General features: G+C 71.7%; 14 protein-coding genes. 12 read left to right on the top strand and 2 right to left on the bottom strand.

What is annotated here, in order from left to right; genetic code table 11:
- Window positions 1-4: 4 nt before the first annotated feature.
- The 8 genes from ruvC to ACH4TG_RS25570 all read left to right on the top strand — a co-directional run bounded on the left by ruvC (window position 5) and on the right by ACH4TG_RS25570 (window position 9,436).
- Entirely contained in the window at window positions 5-544 is a 540-nt protein-coding gene (gene ruvC, locus ACH4TG_RS25605; RefSeq protein ID WP_398244843.1) for a crossover junction endodeoxyribonuclease RuvC, read from the top strand.
- Window positions 541-1,152: a Holliday junction branch migration protein RuvA gene (gene ruvA, locus ACH4TG_RS25600; RefSeq protein ID WP_398244842.1), complete on the top strand. Its 612-nt coding sequence runs from the start codon at window positions 541-543 to the stop codon at window positions 1,150-1,152. The genes ruvC and ruvA overlap by 4 nt, the downstream gene beginning before the upstream one ends.
- Before the next feature lie 125 nt (window positions 1,153-1,277).
- On the top strand, window positions 1,278-2,384 hold the full coding sequence (ruvB, locus tag ACH4TG_RS25595) for a Holliday junction branch migration DNA helicase RuvB (RefSeq protein ID WP_398244841.1): 1,107 nt from the start codon (window positions 1,278-1,280) through the stop codon (window positions 2,382-2,384).
- Window positions 2,385-2,537: 153 nt separating this feature from the next.
- Window positions 2,538-3,023 carry a preprotein translocase subunit YajC gene (gene yajC, locus ACH4TG_RS25590; protein ID WP_398244840.1) on the top strand — a complete coding sequence of 162 codons (486 nt, stop codon included), beginning with the start codon at window positions 2,538-2,540 and terminating at the stop codon, window positions 3,021-3,023.
- Window positions 3,024-3,111: 88 nt separating this feature from the next.
- Window positions 3,112-4,878 carry a protein translocase subunit SecD gene (gene secD / locus ACH4TG_RS25585; protein ID WP_398244839.1) on the top strand — a complete coding sequence of 589 codons (1,767 nt, stop codon included), beginning with the start codon at window positions 3,112-3,114 and terminating at the stop codon, window positions 4,876-4,878.
- Window positions 4,878-6,056, top strand: coding sequence for a protein translocase subunit SecF (gene secF, locus ACH4TG_RS25580; RefSeq protein ID WP_398244838.1), 1,179 nt, complete (start codon window positions 4,878-4,880; stop codon window positions 6,054-6,056). The genes secD and secF overlap by 1 nt, the downstream gene beginning before the upstream one ends.
- A gap of 166 nt (window positions 6,057-6,222) precedes the next feature.
- On the top strand, window positions 6,223-6,783 hold the full coding sequence (locus ACH4TG_RS25575) for an adenine phosphoribosyltransferase (protein ID WP_398244837.1): 561 nt from the start codon (window positions 6,223-6,225) through the stop codon (window positions 6,781-6,783).
- Window positions 6,784-6,955: 172 nt separating this feature from the next.
- Entirely contained in the window at window positions 6,956-9,436 is a 2,481-nt protein-coding gene (locus ACH4TG_RS25570; protein ID WP_398244836.1) for a RelA/SpoT family protein, read from the top strand.
- 83 nt (window positions 9,437-9,519) lie between these two features.
- Here ACH4TG_RS25570 and ACH4TG_RS25565 read toward each other — a convergent pair whose 3' ends face one another.
- Both ACH4TG_RS25565 and ACH4TG_RS25560 read right to left on the bottom strand, forming a co-directional pair.
- The gene (locus ACH4TG_RS25565) at window positions 9,520-10,746 is read right to left on the bottom strand and encodes a DUF349 domain-containing protein (RefSeq protein ID WP_398244835.1); all 1,227 of its coding nucleotides are present in this window, start codon (window positions 10,744-10,746) and stop codon (window positions 9,520-9,522) included.
- Between the two features lie 223 nt (window positions 10,747-10,969).
- On the bottom strand, window positions 10,970-11,824 hold the full coding sequence (locus ACH4TG_RS25560; RefSeq protein ID WP_398244834.1) for a peptidylprolyl isomerase: 855 nt from the start codon (window positions 11,822-11,824) through the stop codon (window positions 10,970-10,972).
- 293 nt (window positions 11,825-12,117) lie between these two features.
- On the opposite strand from ACH4TG_RS25560, the gene ACH4TG_RS25555 reads away from it, so the two are divergent.
- From ACH4TG_RS25555 to ACH4TG_RS25540, 4 genes are all read left to right on the top strand, one after another.
- Window positions 12,118-12,834, top strand: coding sequence for an MBL fold metallo-hydrolase (locus ACH4TG_RS25555; RefSeq protein ID WP_398244833.1), 717 nt, complete (start codon window positions 12,118-12,120; stop codon window positions 12,832-12,834).
- 11 nt (window positions 12,835-12,845) lie between these two features.
- Window positions 12,846-14,108 (top strand): histidine--tRNA ligase, encoded by a 1,263-nt coding sequence (hisS, locus tag ACH4TG_RS25550; protein ID WP_398244832.1) that lies wholly within the window; start codon window positions 12,846-12,848, stop codon window positions 14,106-14,108.
- 114 nt (window positions 14,109-14,222) lie between these two features.
- A complete protein-coding gene (locus tag ACH4TG_RS25545; protein WP_398244831.1) occupies window positions 14,223-14,879 on the top strand; it encodes a vitamin K epoxide reductase family protein in 657 nt (218 codons plus the stop codon).
- Window positions 14,880-15,002: 123 nt separating this feature from the next.
- Window positions 15,003-16,409 carry a replication-associated recombination protein A gene (locus ACH4TG_RS25540; protein WP_398244830.1) on the top strand — a complete coding sequence of 469 codons (1,407 nt, stop codon included), beginning with the start codon at window positions 15,003-15,005 and terminating at the stop codon, window positions 16,407-16,409.
- Window positions 16,410-16,590 lie beyond the last annotated feature (181 nt).

The raw sequence follows: 16,590 nt of genomic DNA, 5'->3' as shown, positions 1-16,590 counted from the left end.
CGGCGTGCGCGTACTCGGCGTGGACCCGGGCCTGACCCGGTGCGGGGTCGGCGTGGTCGACGGCTCGCCCGGCAGACCGCTGGCGATGGCCGGCGTCGGCGTGGTCCGCACCCCGGCCGACGCGCCGATCGGTGACCGGCTGGTCCTCATCGAGCGCGGCCTGGAGGCATGGCTGGACCAGCACCGGCCGGACGCGGTGGCCGTCGAGCGCGTCTTCAGCCAGCACAACGTCCGCACCGTCATGGGCACCGCGCAGGCCAGCGCGGTCGCCATCCTGTGCGCGGCCCGGCGCGGCCTGCCGGTCCACCTGCACACCCCCAGCGAGGTCAAGGCCGCCGTCACCGGCAGCGGCCGCGCCGACAAGGCCCAGGTCGGCCAGATGGTGACCCGGCTGCTGCGGCTGGACGCCCCGCCCAAGCCCGCGGACGCCGCGGACGCCCTCGCCCTGGCCATCTGCCACATCTGGCGCGGCACCGCCACCGGCCGGCTGCAGCAGGCCGTCGCCGCGCACCGCGCCGTCCGACCCCAGGAGCACGCCAGGTGATCGCCTTCGTCAGCGGCGAGGTCGCCGCCCTCGCCCCCGACACCGCCGTCATCCAGGTCGGCGGGGTCGGCATGGCCGTGCAGTGCGCGCCGAACACGCTGGCCGCGCTGCGGGTGGGCCGGCCCGCCCGGCTCGCGACGTCGCTGGTGGTCCGCGAGGACTCCCTCACCCTCTACGGCTTCGCCGACGACGACGAGCGGCAGGTCTTCGAGCTGCTGCAGACCGTCAGCGGCGTCGGCCCGCGGCTCGCCCAGACGATGCTGGCGGTCCACGCGCCCGACGCGCTGCGGGCGGCGGTGGCCGCGGGCGACGAGAAGGCGCTGACCGCGGTGCCGGGCATCGGCAAGAAGGGCGCCCAGCGCCTGCTGCTGGAGCTGAAGGACCGGCTCGGCGCCCCCGTCGGCTCCGCCGTCCCGCAGACCGCCGGCGCCCCCGCCGCAGCCTCCTGGCGCGAGCAGCTGCACGCCGCGCTGCTGGGCCTCGGCTACGCCGCCCGCGAGGCGGACGACGCGGTCGCGGCCGTCACCCCGCAGGCCGAGGCCGCCGACCGTCCCGAGCTGGGCGTGCTGCTGCGCGCCGCCCTGCAGACCCTCAACCGCACCCGCTGATGCCCGGACCGCCGGCCCCGCCGCCCTGACCTGGGACCGCCGCCCCCGCAGACCCCTATGCCCGCCGATACCGCCGAGATCGCCTCACCGGGCGAGATCGCCGAGAGATCCCCGAGAGACCGCCGATGAACTGGGACGACGCCACCGCCGATACGCCCGAGCGACTGGTCGGCCCCGCCGCCGACCGCGAGGACCAGGCGGTCGAGGCGGCGCTGCGCCCGAAGGACCTGGCGGAGTTCGTCGGGCAGGAACGGGTCAGGCAGCAGCTGGGCCTGGTGCTCCAGGCGGCCCGCCAGCGCGGTGCCACCGCCGACCACGTCCTGCTCTCCGGCGCCCCCGGGCTCGGCAAGACCACCCTGTCGATGATCATCGCGGCGGAGATGGGCGTCCCGATCCGGATCACCTCGGGTCCGGCCATCCAGCACGCCGGTGACCTGGCGGCGATCCTGTCCTCGCTGCAGGAGGGCGAGGTGCTCTTCCTCGACGAGATCCACCGGATGTCGCGGCCCGCCGAGGAGATGCTCTACATGGCGATGGAGGACTTCCGGGTCGACGTGATCGTCGGCAAGGGCCCGGGCGCCACCGCCATCCCGCTGGAGCTGCCGCCCTTCACGCTGGTCGGAGCCACCACCAGGGCCGGCCTGCTGCCGCCGCCGCTGCGCGACCGCTTCGGCTTCACCGGCCACATGGAGTTCTACGCCCCGAGCGAGCTGGAGCGGGTGCTCCACCGCTCGGCGTCCCTGCTGGACGTCGAGGTGAGCGGCGAGGGCGCCGCGGAGATCGCCGGCCGCTCCCGCGGCACCCCGCGGATCGCCAACCGGCTGCTGCGCCGGGTGCGGGACTACGCCCAGGTCGAGGCGGACGGCGTGGTCACCCGCGAGGTCGCGGCCCGGGCACTGGAGGTCTACGAGGTCGACGAGCGCGGTCTCGATCGGCTGGACCTGGCGGTGCTGCGGGCGCTGCTCACGCTCTTCGGCGGCGGACCGGTCGGCCTGTCCACCCTCGCGGTGGCGGTCGGCGAGGAGCGGGAGACCGTCGAGGAGGTGGCCGAGCCGTTCCTCGTCCGCGAGGGGCTGCTGGCCCGGACTCCGCGCGGCCGGATCGCGACCCCGGCGGCCTGGGCGCATCTGGGCCTGGTACCCCCGCAGGGTTCCCCGCCGGGCGCCGGAGGCAGTGGGACAGATCACCTAAGAACCGGACAGGACGGTCTTTTCGGGCCTGGAGCGTCGTGAGAGTCTTGCAGTCAGGAACTGCAGTGCCATGCTTGGCGTTGTTCCAGCGGCGAGCCAGCCTTTAGACTCCGCCGACGCCCTTCCTCCGGATCGGCATCCACACCCCGAAATCCAGGCCATCCCCACGTGGCCGCGCGAAGGAATGTCCAGACCGTGAACATCGGAATCCTCCTCCCCCTGATCCTGATCGTCGGCGTCATGTTCATGATGTCGCGATCCGCCAAGAACAAGCAGCGTCAGGCCTCGGAGATGCGCAGCAAGATGGAGCCCGGCACGGGTGTCCGCACCATCGGCGGCATGTACGCGGTGGTGAAGGAAGTCAACGAGGAGACCGTCCTCCTCGAGTTGACGGACGGCGTGCACGCGCACTTCGCCAAGAACGCCATTGCGGTGGTGCTGGGTGAGGACGAGTTCAACCGCATCGTGCACGGCATCGACCCGGAGGGACTGGACGAGGACGGCGCGGAGGCCGTCGAGTCCGCCGACGGCGACGCCGACACGGACGGGTCGGACGCCGACGGTGACGACGTCAAGGACGCCGGGACGTCCGACGACGCCGAGGACGCGCCCATCGATCTCAGCAAGTCCGACACCGCACCGGAGCAGAACGGCAGCGGCGCCGCTCACGACGCCAAGTAGCCTCAGCAAGGGTCCGGCTTGACAACACTCGTGGCCGTTCCCGGGGAGCTGTAGGCCCGGGGCCGGTAGGACAGGGAGAAACAAGAAGGTGGCAGCAGCCAAGAAGGGCCGCAGGTCCTCGGGGAGCCAGGGTTATCCCGGGCGCGCTCTGGCCGTGATTCTCATCGCCCTGGTGGCGCTGACCGGAGGGATCTTCCTCTCCAACCAGCGGACGCCGCGACTCGGTATCGACCTGGCCGGCGGTGTCAGCATCACCCTGCAGGCCAAGGCCAACCAGGGCAGCGCGGTCAACAAGGCCAACATGAACACGGCGGTGGACATCATCAACCGCCGTGTCAACGGTCTGGGTGTCTCCGAGGCCGAGGTCCAGACCCAGGGCTCGAAGAACATCATCGTCAACATCCCCAAGGGGACCAACGCCGACCAGGCCGAGAAGCAGGTGGGCACCACCGCCCAGCTGTACTTCCGCCAGGTCCTGGCCGAGGTTGCGGGCACGCCGACCAAGGCGACCCCGACCCCCACGCCCTCGGGGAGCGCGACGCCGAAGCCCTCGGGCAGCGCCACTCCCAAGTCCACCCCCACCGGCACCGCGAAGTCCTCCGCGACCCCGTCGAACAGCGCCAGCCCGCAGGGCCGCGCCGTCACGGGCGCGCTGACGTCGAGCGTGGACAAGGCGCCCACGCCGTCCCCGACGCCGACGCCGACCACCCCGGCGACCACCGGCACGACGGCCGCCGCGGACACCAGCATCCCCGCTGACCTGCAGGCCAAGCTCGACAAGCTGGACTGCACCAACGCCAACCAGCGGGCCACCGCGGTCGAGAACAACAAGGCCGCGGACAAGGTCGTCGCCTGCGGCCAGGTCAGCGGCCAGTGGTACAAGTACGTGCTCGGCCCTTCCCTGATCGACGGCAAGAAGGTCTCCGGCGCCAACGCCGCCTTCGACACCCAGCAGGGCAACGGCTGGGTCGTCAACCTGACGTTCAACTCCTCGGGTGCCAAGGCGTTCACCACCGTCACCGGCAACCTGGCCAGCCAGCAGCAGCCGTACAACCAGTTCGCCATCGACCTGGACGGCAACGTGCAGTCCGCGCCGCGCGTCTCCAGCGCGCTGAGCGGCGGCAGCGCCCAGATCTCCGGCAGCTTCACCCAGCAGTCGGCCGAGGACCTGGCCAACGTCCTGAAGTACGGCTCCCTGCCGCTGGCCTTCAGCGTCCAGGACAAGACCACCGTCTCCGCCGCGCTCGGCGGCGAGCAGCTGCGCGGCGGCCTGATCGCCGGCGCCGTCGGCCTCGCGCTCGTCGTGCTGTACATGGTCGCGTACTACCGCGGTCTGAGCCTGGTGGCCCTCGCGAGCCTCCTGGTCTCGGCCGTGCTGACCTACACGATCATGTGCCTGCTCGGCTCGGCGATCGGGTTCGCGCTGAACCTGCCCGCGGTCTGCGGCGCCATCGTGGCCATCGGTATCACCGCCGACTCGTTCATCGTGTTCTTCGAACGCATCAGAGACGGGTTGCGCGAGGGCAGGTCCCTGCAGCCCGCCGTCGCCACCGGCTGGCCGCGCGCCCGGCGCACCATCCTGGTGTCCGACTTCGTGTCCTTCCTGGCCGCCGCGGTGTTGTTCGTGGTGTCGGTCGGCAAGGTCCAGGGCTTCGCGTTCACGCTGGGTCTGACCACGCTCCTCGACGTGGCGGTGGTCTTCCTGTTCACCAAGCCGCTGATGACGATCCTGGCCCGCAAGCCGTTCTTCGCCAAGGGCCACAAGTGGTCCGGCCTGAACCCCGAGAGCCTCGGCGTGCGGAGAGCACCCCTGCGCAGTGTCCGCCGCAAGCCCTCCGAGACGAAGGAAGCCTGATGTCCAAGCTCGGCAACCTCGGGCACAAGCTGCACCGGGGCGAGGTCAGTTACGACTTCGTCGGCAAGCGCAGGATCTGGTACGGGATCTCGATCCTGATCACGATCGCGGCGGTCCTCGGCCTGGCGGTCAACGGGCTCAAGGAGGGCATCGAGTTCTCCGGTGGCGCCGTGTTCACCACGCCGAAGACCACGATGTCCGTCTCCGACGTGCAGAACAAGATCTCCGGTGACACCGGCGGTCACGACGCCACCGTGCAGAAGCTCGGCACCGGCAGCGTCCGCATCCAGGTCAGCGGCATCTCGACCGACGCCTCCAAGGAGGCGCAGGACAAGATCGCCACGTCGCTGAAGATGCCGAAGGCCCAGATCGACGCCGAGATCGTCGGCCCGAGCTGGGGCAAGGAGATCTCCCAGAAGGCCCTCGAGGGCCTGATCATCTTCCTGGTCCTGGTGGTCATCTACCTCGCCATCGCCTTCGAGTGGAGAATGGCGCTGGCGGCGCTGGTCGCCCTGCTCCACGACCTGACGATCACCACCGGCGTCTACGCCCTGGTGGGCTTCGAGGTCACGCCGGGCACGGTCATCGGTCTGCTGACGATCCTCGGTTACTCCCTCTACGACACCGTCGTCGTCTTCGACGGTCTGAAGGAAGCCAGCAAGGACATCACCAAGCAGTCCAAGTTCACCTACAGCGACATCGCCAACCGCAGCCTCAACAGCACGCTGGTGCGGTCGATCAACACCACGGTCGTCGCGCTGCTGCCGGTCGCCGCGCTGCTGTTCATCGGCGGCGGCCTCCTCGGCGCCGGCATGCTGAACGACATCGCGCTGGCCCTGTTCGTCGGCCTCACCGCGGGTGCCTACTCCTCGATCTTCATCGCGACCCCGCTCGTGGCGGACTTCAAGGAGCGCGAGCCGCAGATGAAGACGCTGCGCAAGCGCGTGCTGGCCAAGCGGGCCTCCGAGGCCGCCAAGGCCGAGCAGGGCGACGAGCCGGCCGGCAGTGTCGTGGACGGCGAGGACGGCCTGGACGACGAGGGCGAGGGTGCGGCGGCCACCGCCGGCGTCGTCGGCCAGCGCACCCAGGGCGCCGGCGCCGGCAGCCGCCCGGCGCGCAACCAGCCCCCGGGACGCGGCAACCGCAGCCGCAACCGTCCCTCCGGCAAGCGCCGCTGATCCACCGCCCGCCGCCGCCCGGCTCCAGGAGCCGGGCGGCGGCGGGCGTCTTTGTGCCCCCGGACGGCCGCGCCACCGGCGGCCCGTACGCTCGCACTGCCCCCACCGCCACCCATCCCCACCCCCACCCCCACCTCTGCCGGATTCCCCGCCCGAAAGAAGCACCATGACCACGACGGAAGCGTCCTCCCCGGAACTGCGGGACCTGCTGCTCTCCCGCATCAGGGACGTGCAGGACTATCCGAAGCCGGGGGTGGTCTTCAAGGACATCACCCCGCTGCTGGCCGACCCCGTCGCCTTCGGCGCGCTGGTGGACGCCTTCGCGGGGATCTGCTCACGGCACGCCGCCACCAAGGTCGTCGGCCTGGAGGCGCGCGGCTTCATCCTCGCCGCGCCCGCCGCGGCCCGCGCCCACCTCGGCTTCGTCCCCGTCCGCAAGGCCGGCAAGCTCCCGGGGGACACCCTCGGGCAGAGCTACGACCTGGAGTACGGCACCGCCTCGATCGAGCTGCAGACCGACGCCTTCGCCCCCGGCGACCGGGTGCTGGTCATCGACGACGTGCTCGCCACCGGCGGCACCGCGGAGGCGTCCCTGGAGCTGATCCACCGGGCCGGCGCGACCGTCGCGGGCGTGGCCGTGCTGCTGGAGCTCGGCTTCCTCGGCGGCCGGGACCGGCTCACCCCGATGCTCTCCGGCGCCCCCCTGGACGCTCTCATCGCCCTCTGAGGCCGCGCGGGGCCGCCTGCGGCCTCCGCGGCCCCGCAGGCCCCGCACGGCCCTGGTGCGCCGTCGTGGGGCCGTGCTCGGGCCCTTCCGGGCCCCCGGCGGCCCGCTGGGCGCCCGTGTTCCCTGCGGGCTCGATACCATGGGTACTCCCACCACCGCGTGAGGAGTGCACTTGCCAGACCAGGCCCAGCCACTCGGCGCCGCAGGCGGGCCGGAGCCCGCCACCGACGGGTCGGGTTCTCCGGCCGCGACCGGCGGCGCCGTCGAGCCCGCCGAGAGCAGCGCGGCCGCGCCCAAGCCCGCGCCTCCTGGTGTCCGGCCCGTCCGGACGCCCGGGGCCGTCGCGCCCACGCGCCCCGGGGCCTCGTCCAGCAGGGTGCGGGCCCGCCTGGCCAGGCTCGGCGTGCAGCGCTCCAGCCCGTACAACCCGGTGCTCGAACCGCTGCTGCGGATCGTGAGGGGCAACGACCCCAAGGGCGACAGCGCCCAGCTGCGGCAGATCGAGCGGGCCTTCCAGGTCGCCGAGCGCTGGCACCGCGGCCAGAAGCGCAAGAGCGGCGACCCGTACATCACCCACCCGCTCGCGGTCACCACCATCCTCGCCGAGCTGGGCATGGACCCGGCCACCCTGATGGCCGGGCTGCTGCACGACACCGTCGAGGACACCGAGTACGGCCTGGAGCAGCTGCGCCGCGACTTCGGCGACCAGGTCGCGCTGCTCGTCGACGGCGTCACCAAGCTGGACAAGGTCAAGTTCGGCGAGGCCGCGCAGGCCGAGACGGTCCGCAAGATGGTCGTGGCGATGGCCAAGGACCCGCGGGTGCTGGTGATCAAGCTCGCCGACCGGCTGCACAACATGCGGACCATGCGCTACCTGAAGCGGGAGAAGCAGGAGAAGAAGGCCCGCGAGACGCTGGAGATCTACGCCCCGCTGGCGCACCGGCTGGGCATGAACACCATCAAGTGGGAGCTGGAGGACCTCGCCTTCGCGATCCTCTACCCGAAGATGTACGACGAGATCGTCCGCCTCGTCGCCGAACGCGCCCCCAAGCGCGACGAGTACCTCGCGGTCGTCACCGACCAGGTGCAGCAGGACCTGCGCGCGGCCCGGATCAAGGCCACCGTCACCGGCCGCCCGAAGCACTACTACAGCGTCTACCAGAAGATGATCGTCCGCGGCCGGGACTTCGCGGAGATCTACGACCTGGTCGGCATCAGGGTGCTGGTCGACACCGTCCGGGACTGCTACGCGGCGCTCGGCACCATCCACGCGCGATGGAACCCGGTCCCCGGCCGGTTCAAGGACTACATCGCGATGCCGAAGTTCAACATGTACCAGTCGCTGCACACCACGGTGATCGGTCCCAGCGGCAAGCCCGTCGAACTGCAGATCCGCACTTTCGACATGCACCGCCGCGCCGAATACGGCATCGCCGCGCACTGGAAGTACAAGCAGGAGGCGGTGGCCGGCGCCTCCAAGGTCCGCACCGACAGCCCGCGTTCGGACAAGAAGGACGACGCGGTCAACGACATGGCGTGGCTGCGGCAGCTGCTGGACTGGCAGAAGGAGACCGAGGACCCGGGCGAGTTCCTGGAGTCGCTGCGCTTCGACCTGTCGCAGAACGAGGTCTTCGTCTTCACGCCCAAGGGCGACGTGATAGCCCTGCCGGCCGGAGCCACCCCGGTGGACTTCGCGTACGCGGTGCACACCGAGGTCGGCCACCGCACCATAGGGGCGCGGGTCAACGGCCGCCTGGTGCCGCTGGAATCGACGCTGGACAACGGCGACACCGTCGAGGTCTTCACCTCCAAGGCGGCCGGCGCCGGGCCCTCCCGCGACTGGCTGGGCTTCGTCAAGTCCCCGCGCGCCCGCAACAAGATCCGCGCCTGGTTCTCCAAGGAGCGCCGCGAGGAGGCGGTCGAGCAGGGCAAGGAGGCCATCGCCCGGGCGATGCGCAAGCAGAACCTGCCGATCCAGCGGGTGCTGACCGGCGACTCGCTGGTCACCCTGGCGCACGAGATGCGCTACCCCGACATCTCCGCGCTGTACGCGGCGATCGGCGAGGGCCACATCACCGCGCAGTCGGTGGTGCAGAAGCTGGTGGACGCGCTCGGCGGCGAGGAGGGTGCCACCGAGGACATTGCCGAGATCACCACCCCGACGCAGGGCCGCACCAAGCGCCGTGCGAACGCCGATCCGGGCGTGATCGTCAAGGGCGCCAGCGACGTGTGGGTCAAGCTGTCCCGCTGCTGCACGCCGGTGCCGGGCGACCCGATCATCGGCTTCGTCACCCGCGGGAACGGCGTCTCGGTGCACCGGGCGGACTGCGTCAACGTGGAGTCGCTGTCGCAGCAGCCGGAGCGGATCATCGACGTCGAGTGGGCGCCGACGCAGTCCTCGGTTTTCCTGGTCGCCATCCAGGTCGAGGCGCTGGACCGGTCGCGGCTGCTGTCGGACGTCACCCGGGTGCTGTCCGACCAGCACGTCAACATCCTGTCGGCGGCGGTGCAGACCTCGCGCGACCGGGTCGCCACCTCGCGCTTCACCTTCGAGATGGGCGACCCCAAGCACCTCGGCCACGTCCTGAAGGCCGTCCGCGGCGTGGAGGGCGTCTACGACGTCTACCGCGTCACCTCGGGCCGCCAGCGCTGAAACGACCGCGCCCCTGAAGGGACCGCGCACGCAGTGCGGTCACCCTCAGGGGCGCGAGGTACTTGCGCTCCGGCGGGGGAGTCCTAGCGGAACTCGCCCATGCCCTTCAGGGCGGCGTCCAGGAGCGCCTGGCGGCCGTCCAGCTCGGACTGCAGCTTGTCCGCCTTCGCGGTGTTGCCCGCGGCACGCGCCGCCTCGACCTGCTGGCGCAGCTTGTCGACGGCCGCCTGCAGCTGTCCGGTCAGGCCCTCGGCCCTGGCCCGCACCTCGGGGTTGGTCCGGCGCCACTCGGCTTCCTCGGACTCCTGCAGCGCGCGCTCCACCGTGTGCATCCGCGCCTCGATCCGCGGCCGGGCGTCCCGCGGCACGTGGCCGATGGCCTCCCAGCGCTCGTTGATCGAACGGAACGCCGCCCGGGCGGACTTCAGGTCGCTCACCGGCAGCAGCTTCTCCGCCTCGACGACCAGTTCCTCCTTGCGCGACAGGTTCTCCCGCTGCTCGGTGTCCCGCTCTTCGAACACCTCGGACCGGGCGGCGAAGAAGACGTCCTGCGCACCGCGGAAGCGGTTCCACAGGTCCTCCTCGGCCTCGCGCTGCGCGCGGCCCGCGGCCTTCCACTCCGCCATCAGCTCGCGGTAACGGGCCGCCGTCGGGCCCCAGTCGGTGGAGTCCGACAGCGACTGGGCTTCGGTGACCAGCTTCTCCTTGGTCCGCCTGGCATCCTCGCGCTGCGCGTCCAGGGACGCGAAGTGCGCCTTGCGGCGCTTGGAGAACACCGAACGGGCGTGGCTGAAGCGGTGCCACAGCTCGTCGTCGGCCTTGCGGTCCAGCCGCGGCAGGCCCTTCCAGGTGTCGACCAGGGCACGCAGCCGCTCACCCGCGGTCCGCCACTGCTCGCTCTCCGCGAGCTGCTCGGCCTCGGCGACCAGCTGCTCCTTGGAGGTCCTGGCCTCCTCGTTCTGCTTGACCTTCGCCGCCTTGCGCTCCTCGCGCCGGGAGTCCACCAGCGCGGTCAGTGCGTCCAGCCGCTCGGCCAGGGCCGCCAGGTCGCCCACCGCATGCGCCTCGGACACGGTGGCCCGCAGGTGCTCGATCGCGGTCAGGGCTTCCTTGGGGGCGAGATCGGTGGTCCGTACGCGGCGTTCGAGGAGGCTGATCTCCACGACGAGCCCCTCGTACTTGCGCTCGAAGTAGGCCAGGGCCTCCTGGGGGGAGCCCGCCTGCCACGAACCGACCTCCTTCTCCCCGTCGGCCGTCCGCACGTACACGGTCCCCGTCTCGTCGACGCGGCCCCACGGGTCGCTGCTCACAGCGCCTCCCTCACGTGATGCCCCACCGAATCTCGCCCGGCGGGCATCGTCCACAGTTTCCAGCCGGCCGGGCCGCACGCCCTGACCGGTCCAACGCCAACATAGGCGACCAGCGGCCTCGCTGTCCGCATCCGATGACGGCCCAATCGCGATTCAGATACCGATCAGGTCTCGGTGTCCGCGGAGCGCGGGCCCTGACCTGGACCCGCACCCCGCCGCGCGGTCAGGACTTGGTGACCGTCGCCTTGTTGATCACGACGGTGGCGTTCGGCGCGCCGTCGCCCTGGCCGGTCGACTCCCCGGCCTTGGCGATCTTGTCGAGCACCGTCATGCCGTCCGCGCTGATCGTGCCGAACGGGGTGTAGCTCGGGGGCAGCGGGCTGTCCTTGTAGACGAGGAAGAACTGGCTGCCGCCGGTGTGCTTCTGACCGGTGTTGGCCATCGCGACGGTGCCCGCCTTGTACGTCACCGAGCCGGTCGCGCCGGCCTTGCCGAAGGCGTCCAGGTTCTCGTCGCCGATGGTGTAGCCGGGACCGCCGCTGCCGCTGCCGCTCGGGTCGCCGCACTGCAGCACGTAGATGCCGGTGGTGGTCAGCCGGTGGCACTTGGTGTGGTCGAAGAAGCCCTTGCCGGCAAGGAAGTTGAAGGAGTTGACGGTCTCCGGGGCCTTGGCCGCCTCGAGCGAGATCGGGATCGCGCCGCAGGTGGTCTGCAGGGTGAAGGTGTAGTGCGCCGACTTGTCGATGGTCTGCGCCGGCTCCTTCTTCCACTGCGCGGTGCCCGGGTTGCCCGCGGCCGGCTTGGCGCACGGGTCCGGTCCCTTGGCCGGTGCGGTGGTGGCGGCGGCGGAGGCCGACGGGGTGGCGCTCGCCTTCGCGGCGGCGTCCGTCTTCTTGCTGCTGCCGTCGAAGGCGCCTGCCGCGTACGCGCCGATGAGCGAGGCGGCCACGACCGCCACGACCGCGGCGATCGCGGAGTTGCGCACCTTCGACTTCCGCCGCGCCTCGACCCTGCGCAGTTGCTGCCGCTCGAACTTCTCCCGGGCGAGCTGCCGCCGCCGCTGATCCTTGGTGACCACTTCGCCGTCTCCGTCGTCTGTCGTTGCCGTCCGTGCCGTGGGGGGCACGCTGTGCGTTCACTGTGTGGCGGCTGTGTCCCCGGTGTCCCGGCGGCCACAGGCCGTTGTTCTGTTCTCGAACGCGAATGCGTGTGCCGAGATCTTCGCGTCCCTCAGGCCCGCAGTCCAGTCCGAGGGCGGTCCGTTGCGGGCACGATACGAGTTCGCGACCGCCGCGCCCCCGCCGGTAGGCTCGTGGGACACCACCGCTCGACAGCACCGCGGCGAAAGTCGCGGACGACAGAAGGACGAACGTGCTCATTGCCGGGTTCCCCGCCGGGGCCTGGGGGACCAACTGCTACGTGGTCGCCCCCGCCGCCGGTGAGGAGTGCGTGATCATCGACCCGGGTCACCTCGCGACCCAGGGCGTCGAGGACATGCTCGCCAAACACCGCCTCAAGCCCGTCGCCGTCGTCCTCACCCACGGCCACCTCGACCACGTCGCCTCGGTCGTCCCGGTGTGCGGAGCCCATGACGTCCCGGCCTGGATACACCCCGAGGACCGGTACATGCTCGGCGACCCGGAGAAGGCGCTGGGCCGGGCGATCGGCGCGCAGCTGCTGGGCGAACTGACCGTCGGCGAGCCCGACGACCTCAGGGAGCTCACCGACGGCGCCGGCCTGCAGCTGGCCGGCCTGGAGTTCACCGTCGCGCACGCGCCCGGCCATACCAGGGGGTCGGTGACGTTCAGGCTGCCCGAGGCCGCGGAGGAGTCCATCCCCTCCGTGCTGTTCTCCGGCGACCTGCTCTTCGCCGGCTCCGTCGGACGCACCGACCTGCCCGGCGGTTCCGCGGCCGAGCTGTACGAGTCGCTGGCCCGCGTGTGCCTGCCGCTCGACGACTCGACCGTGGTGCTGTCCGGCCACGGCCCCCAGACGACCATCGGCCGCGAGCGCGCCGCCAACCCCTTCCTGGGAGAGGCGGCCCGCGCCGCCGGAGCCGGAGAACCGGCTCCACGACGAGGATTGTGACGACTTCTGCTGTGAGCACGTTCCAGGCCCCCAAGGGCACCTACGATCTGCTGCCGCCCGACTCCGCGACCTACCTGGCGGTGCGCGAGGCGATCGCCGCCCCCGCGCGCCGCGCGGGCTACGGCTATGTCGAGACCCCCGGTTTCGAGAGCGTCGAGCTGTTCTCCCGCGGTGTGGGGGAGTCCACCGACATCGTGACCAAGGAGATGTTCACCCTCACCACCAAGGGGGGCACCCAGCTCGCGCTGCGCCCCGAGGGCACCGCGTCGGTGCTGCGCGCGGCGCTGCAGGCCAACCTGCACAAGGCCGGGAACCTGCCGGTCAAGCTCTGGTACTCCGGCTCCTACTACCGCTACGAGAGGCCGCAGGCCGGCCGCTACCGGCACTTCTCGCAGGTCGGCGCCGAGGCGATCGGGGCCGAGGACCCGGTGCTGGACGCCGAGTTGATCATCCTCGCGGTGGACGCCTACCGGTCGCTGGGCCTGCGCGGCTTCCGGCTGCTGCTGAACTCCCTCGGCGACAAGGAGTGCCGCCCGGCCTACCGCGCTGCCCTCCAGGACTTCCTGCGCGGCCTCGACCTGGACGAGGACACCCGCCGCCGGATCGAGATCAACCCGCTGCGGGTGCTGGACGACAAGCGCGAGGCGGTGCAGCGGCAGCTGGCCGGGGCGCCGCTGATCGCCGACCACCTGTGCGAGGCATGCAAGGCGTACCACGAGCAGGTGCGCGACCTGCTGACCGAGGCGGGCGTGGCCTACGAGGACGACCCGAAGCTGGTCCGCGGGCTGGACTACTACACCCGCACCACCTTCGAGTTCGTGCACGACGGGCTCGGCTCGCAGTCCGCGGTCGGCGGCGGCGGCCGCTACGACGGCCTGTCCGAGATGATCGGCGGCCCGTCGCTGCCGTCGGTCGGCTGGGCGCTGGGCGTGGACCGCACGGTGCTGGCGCTCAAGGCCGAGGGCGTGGAGCTGGAGCTGCCGCCGGTCACCGACGTCTACGCGGTGCCGCTCGGCGAGGAGGCGCGGCGGGTGCTGTTCGGCGCCGTCACCGCGCTGCGCAGGGCCGGGGTCGCGGCGGACTTCGCCTTCGGCGGCAAGGGCATGAAGAACGCGATGAAGTCGGCCAACCGGTCCGGCGCGCGGCTCGCGGTCGTGGCCGGCGAGCGCGACCTGGCCGCGTCGGTGGTGCAGCTCAAGGACCTGGAGTCCGGCGAGCAGGTGGCGGTCGCACTCGACGATCTGGTCGCCACCGTCAAGGAGCGGCTGGTTTAAACCGCCCGTCCGGGTGGAGGTCGGTCAGGACTTACGCCGTCCTGACCGACCTCGTGCACAATGAGGGGTGCCCGCCCCCACGGATGCCCGCCCCCACGGAGAGAATCGGCGACCATGACGACTTCCGCTCTTGACGAGCCCCGTACGGACGGCGATCGCGAAGAGCCGGCGCGCGAGGAGATCGCGGCGGGCAAGCCGCTGACCTGGCTGCTGCTGATCTGCGGTGCGCTGGGCCTGTGGGCGTCGTTCGTGATCACCAACGACAAGTTCGTCCTGCTGCAGGACCGTCTCGAGGGCAAGACCCCGCACTTCTCCTGCAGCCTCAACCCGATCATCTCCTGCGGCGACGTGATGGAGAGCTCGCAGGCGCACGTCTTCGGCTTTCAGAACCCGATCATCGGCCTGGTCGCCTACGGCGTGGTCATCAGCCTGGCGATGGGCCTGTTCGCGGGCGCCCGCTACAAGCCGTGGTTCTGGTACGGCCTGCAGGCCGGCGGGCTGTTCGGCGTCTGCTTCGTGAGCTGGCTGCAGTACCAGACGATCTACAACATCAACGCGATCTGCCTGTGGTGCTGCCTGGCCTGGGTCGTCACCATCCTGATCTTCTGGTACACCGCCGTGCACAACATCAAGCACGGTCTGATCAAGGTGCCCGGCAAGGTCCGCGAGGCGGTGCTGGAGTTCCACTGGGTGGTGCCGGTGCTCTGGTACGGCGTGATCGCGCTGCTGATCCTCACGCACTTCTGGTACTACTGGAAGACCGTCATCTGACCTGCGGGAACGCCCGGCCGCCCGGCCGGCTTCCCGACACCACCACTTCCTGCCAGCGCCGCCCGCGGCCCCTCGGGGTCCGGGCGGTGCGGCATGTCAGAGGGGTGTCCTAGGCTTCAGGGCGTGGAGCCAGACCTGTTCACCGCCGCGGCCGAGGAGCGCCGGGAGCGGGACCCCAGCAGCAGCCCGCTTGCCGTCCGGATGCGCCCGCGCGTCCTCGACGAGGTGGTGGGCCAGCAGCACCTGCTGCGTCCCGGCTCACCGCTGCGGCGCCTGGTGGGGGAGGGCGGCGGCGGCCCGGCCGGCGCGTCGTCGGTGATCCTGTGGGGCCCGCCCGGCACCGGCAAGACCACCCTGGCGTACGTGGTGAGCAAGGCCACCAACAAGCGCTTCGTGGAACTCTCGGCGATCACCGCCGGCGTCAAGGAGGTCCGCGCGGTCATCGAGAGCGCCAAGCGCGAGTCCGGCGGCTACGCCCGCGAGACCGTGCTCTTCCTCGACGAGATCCACCGCTTCAGCAAGGCCCAGCAGGACTCGCTGCTGCCTGCCGTGGAGAACCGCTGGGTGACGCTGATCGCCGCCACCACCGAGAACCCCTACTTCTCGGTCATCTCCCCGCTGCTGTCGCGCTCGCTGCTGCTCACCCTGGAGCCGCTCACCGACGACGACCTGCGCGGCGTGCTGCGCCGGGCGCTGTCCGAGGAGCGCGGGCTGGCCGGCTCGGTCACCCTGCCCGAGGACGCCGAGGCGCACCTGCTGCGGATCGCCGGCGGCGACGCCCGCCGCGCGCTGACCGCACTGGAGGCCGGCGCGGGCGCGGCCCTCGCCCAGGGCGAGGACGCCATCACCCTGGCCACCCTGGAGCAGGCGGTGAACCGGGCCGCGGTCGCCTACGACCGGGACGGCGACCAGCACTACGACGTGGCGAGCGCCCTCATCAAGTCCATCCGCGGCTCCGACGTGGACGCGGCCCTGCACTACCTGGCGCGGATGATCGTGGCGGGCGAGGACCCGCGGTTCATCGCGCGCCGCCTGATGATCTCCGCCAGCGAGGACATCGGCCTGGCCGACCCGACCGCGCTGCCCACCGCGGTGGCCGCCGCCCAGGCGGTGGCGATGATCGGCTTCCCCGAGGCGTCCCTCATCCTCAGCCACGCCACCATCGCCCTGGCGCTGGCCCCCAAGTCCAACGCGGCGACGACCGCCATCGGCGCGGCGCTGGACGACGTCCGCTCCGGCAAGGCCGGTCCGGTGCCGCCGCACCTGCGCGACGGCCACTACAAGGGCGCCGCCAAGCTCGGCCACGCCCAGGGGTACGTCTACCCGCACGACGTCCCCGGGGCGATCGCCGCCCAGCAGTACGCCCCGGACGAGCTGGCGGGACGCCGCTACTACGAGCCGACCCGCTACGGCGCCGAGGCCCGGTACGCCGACGTCGTCGAGCGGGTGCGGCAGCGCCTGTCCGGCAGGACCGAGCCGCCCGCCCGCCCCGCGGCTGAGCCCGCCCCGGAGGCGGACGCGGCACCGTAGCCGGTCGAAGCCCTGGTGGCGGCCCGTCCCGCCCGCCTGCGAGCCGGGCCCCGGCACCGGCGGGAATGGCTCCGCTCCGCGCCGGGTTACCCTCGATGCATGTGCGCGCGCCGGGCGGCCGAAGGCCGCCCGCGCGCATGTTCCACGTCGGGACGCGGCTGACCAAGCCCGCAGCAGCGGG

Origin of the sequence: Streptomyces sp. NPDC020917 (assembly GCF_044333795.1) — a bacterium.
Lineage (GTDB): Bacteria > Actinomycetota > Actinomycetes > Streptomycetales > Streptomycetaceae > Actinacidiphila.
Note: the sequence above shows the minus strand (reverse complement) of the source record. Positions and strands in the feature narration are given on the sequence as shown.

Excerpts from the sequence above, each read along its gene's own strand:
- ACH4TG_RS25545 (WP_398244831.1), top strand. The coding sequence starts at position 14,223 with ATGACGACTTCCGCTCTTGACGAGCCCCGTACGGACGGCGATCGCGAA.
- secF (WP_398244838.1), top strand. The coding sequence starts at position 4,878 with ATGTCCAAGCTCGGCAACCTCGGGCACAAGCTGCACCGGGGCGAGGTC.
- ACH4TG_RS25575 (WP_398244837.1), top strand. The coding sequence starts at position 6,223 with ATGACCACGACGGAAGCGTCCTCCCCGGAACTGCGGGACCTGCTGCTC.
- ruvB (WP_398244841.1), top strand. The coding sequence starts at position 1,278 with ATGAACTGGGACGACGCCACCGCCGATACGCCCGAGCGACTGGTCGGC.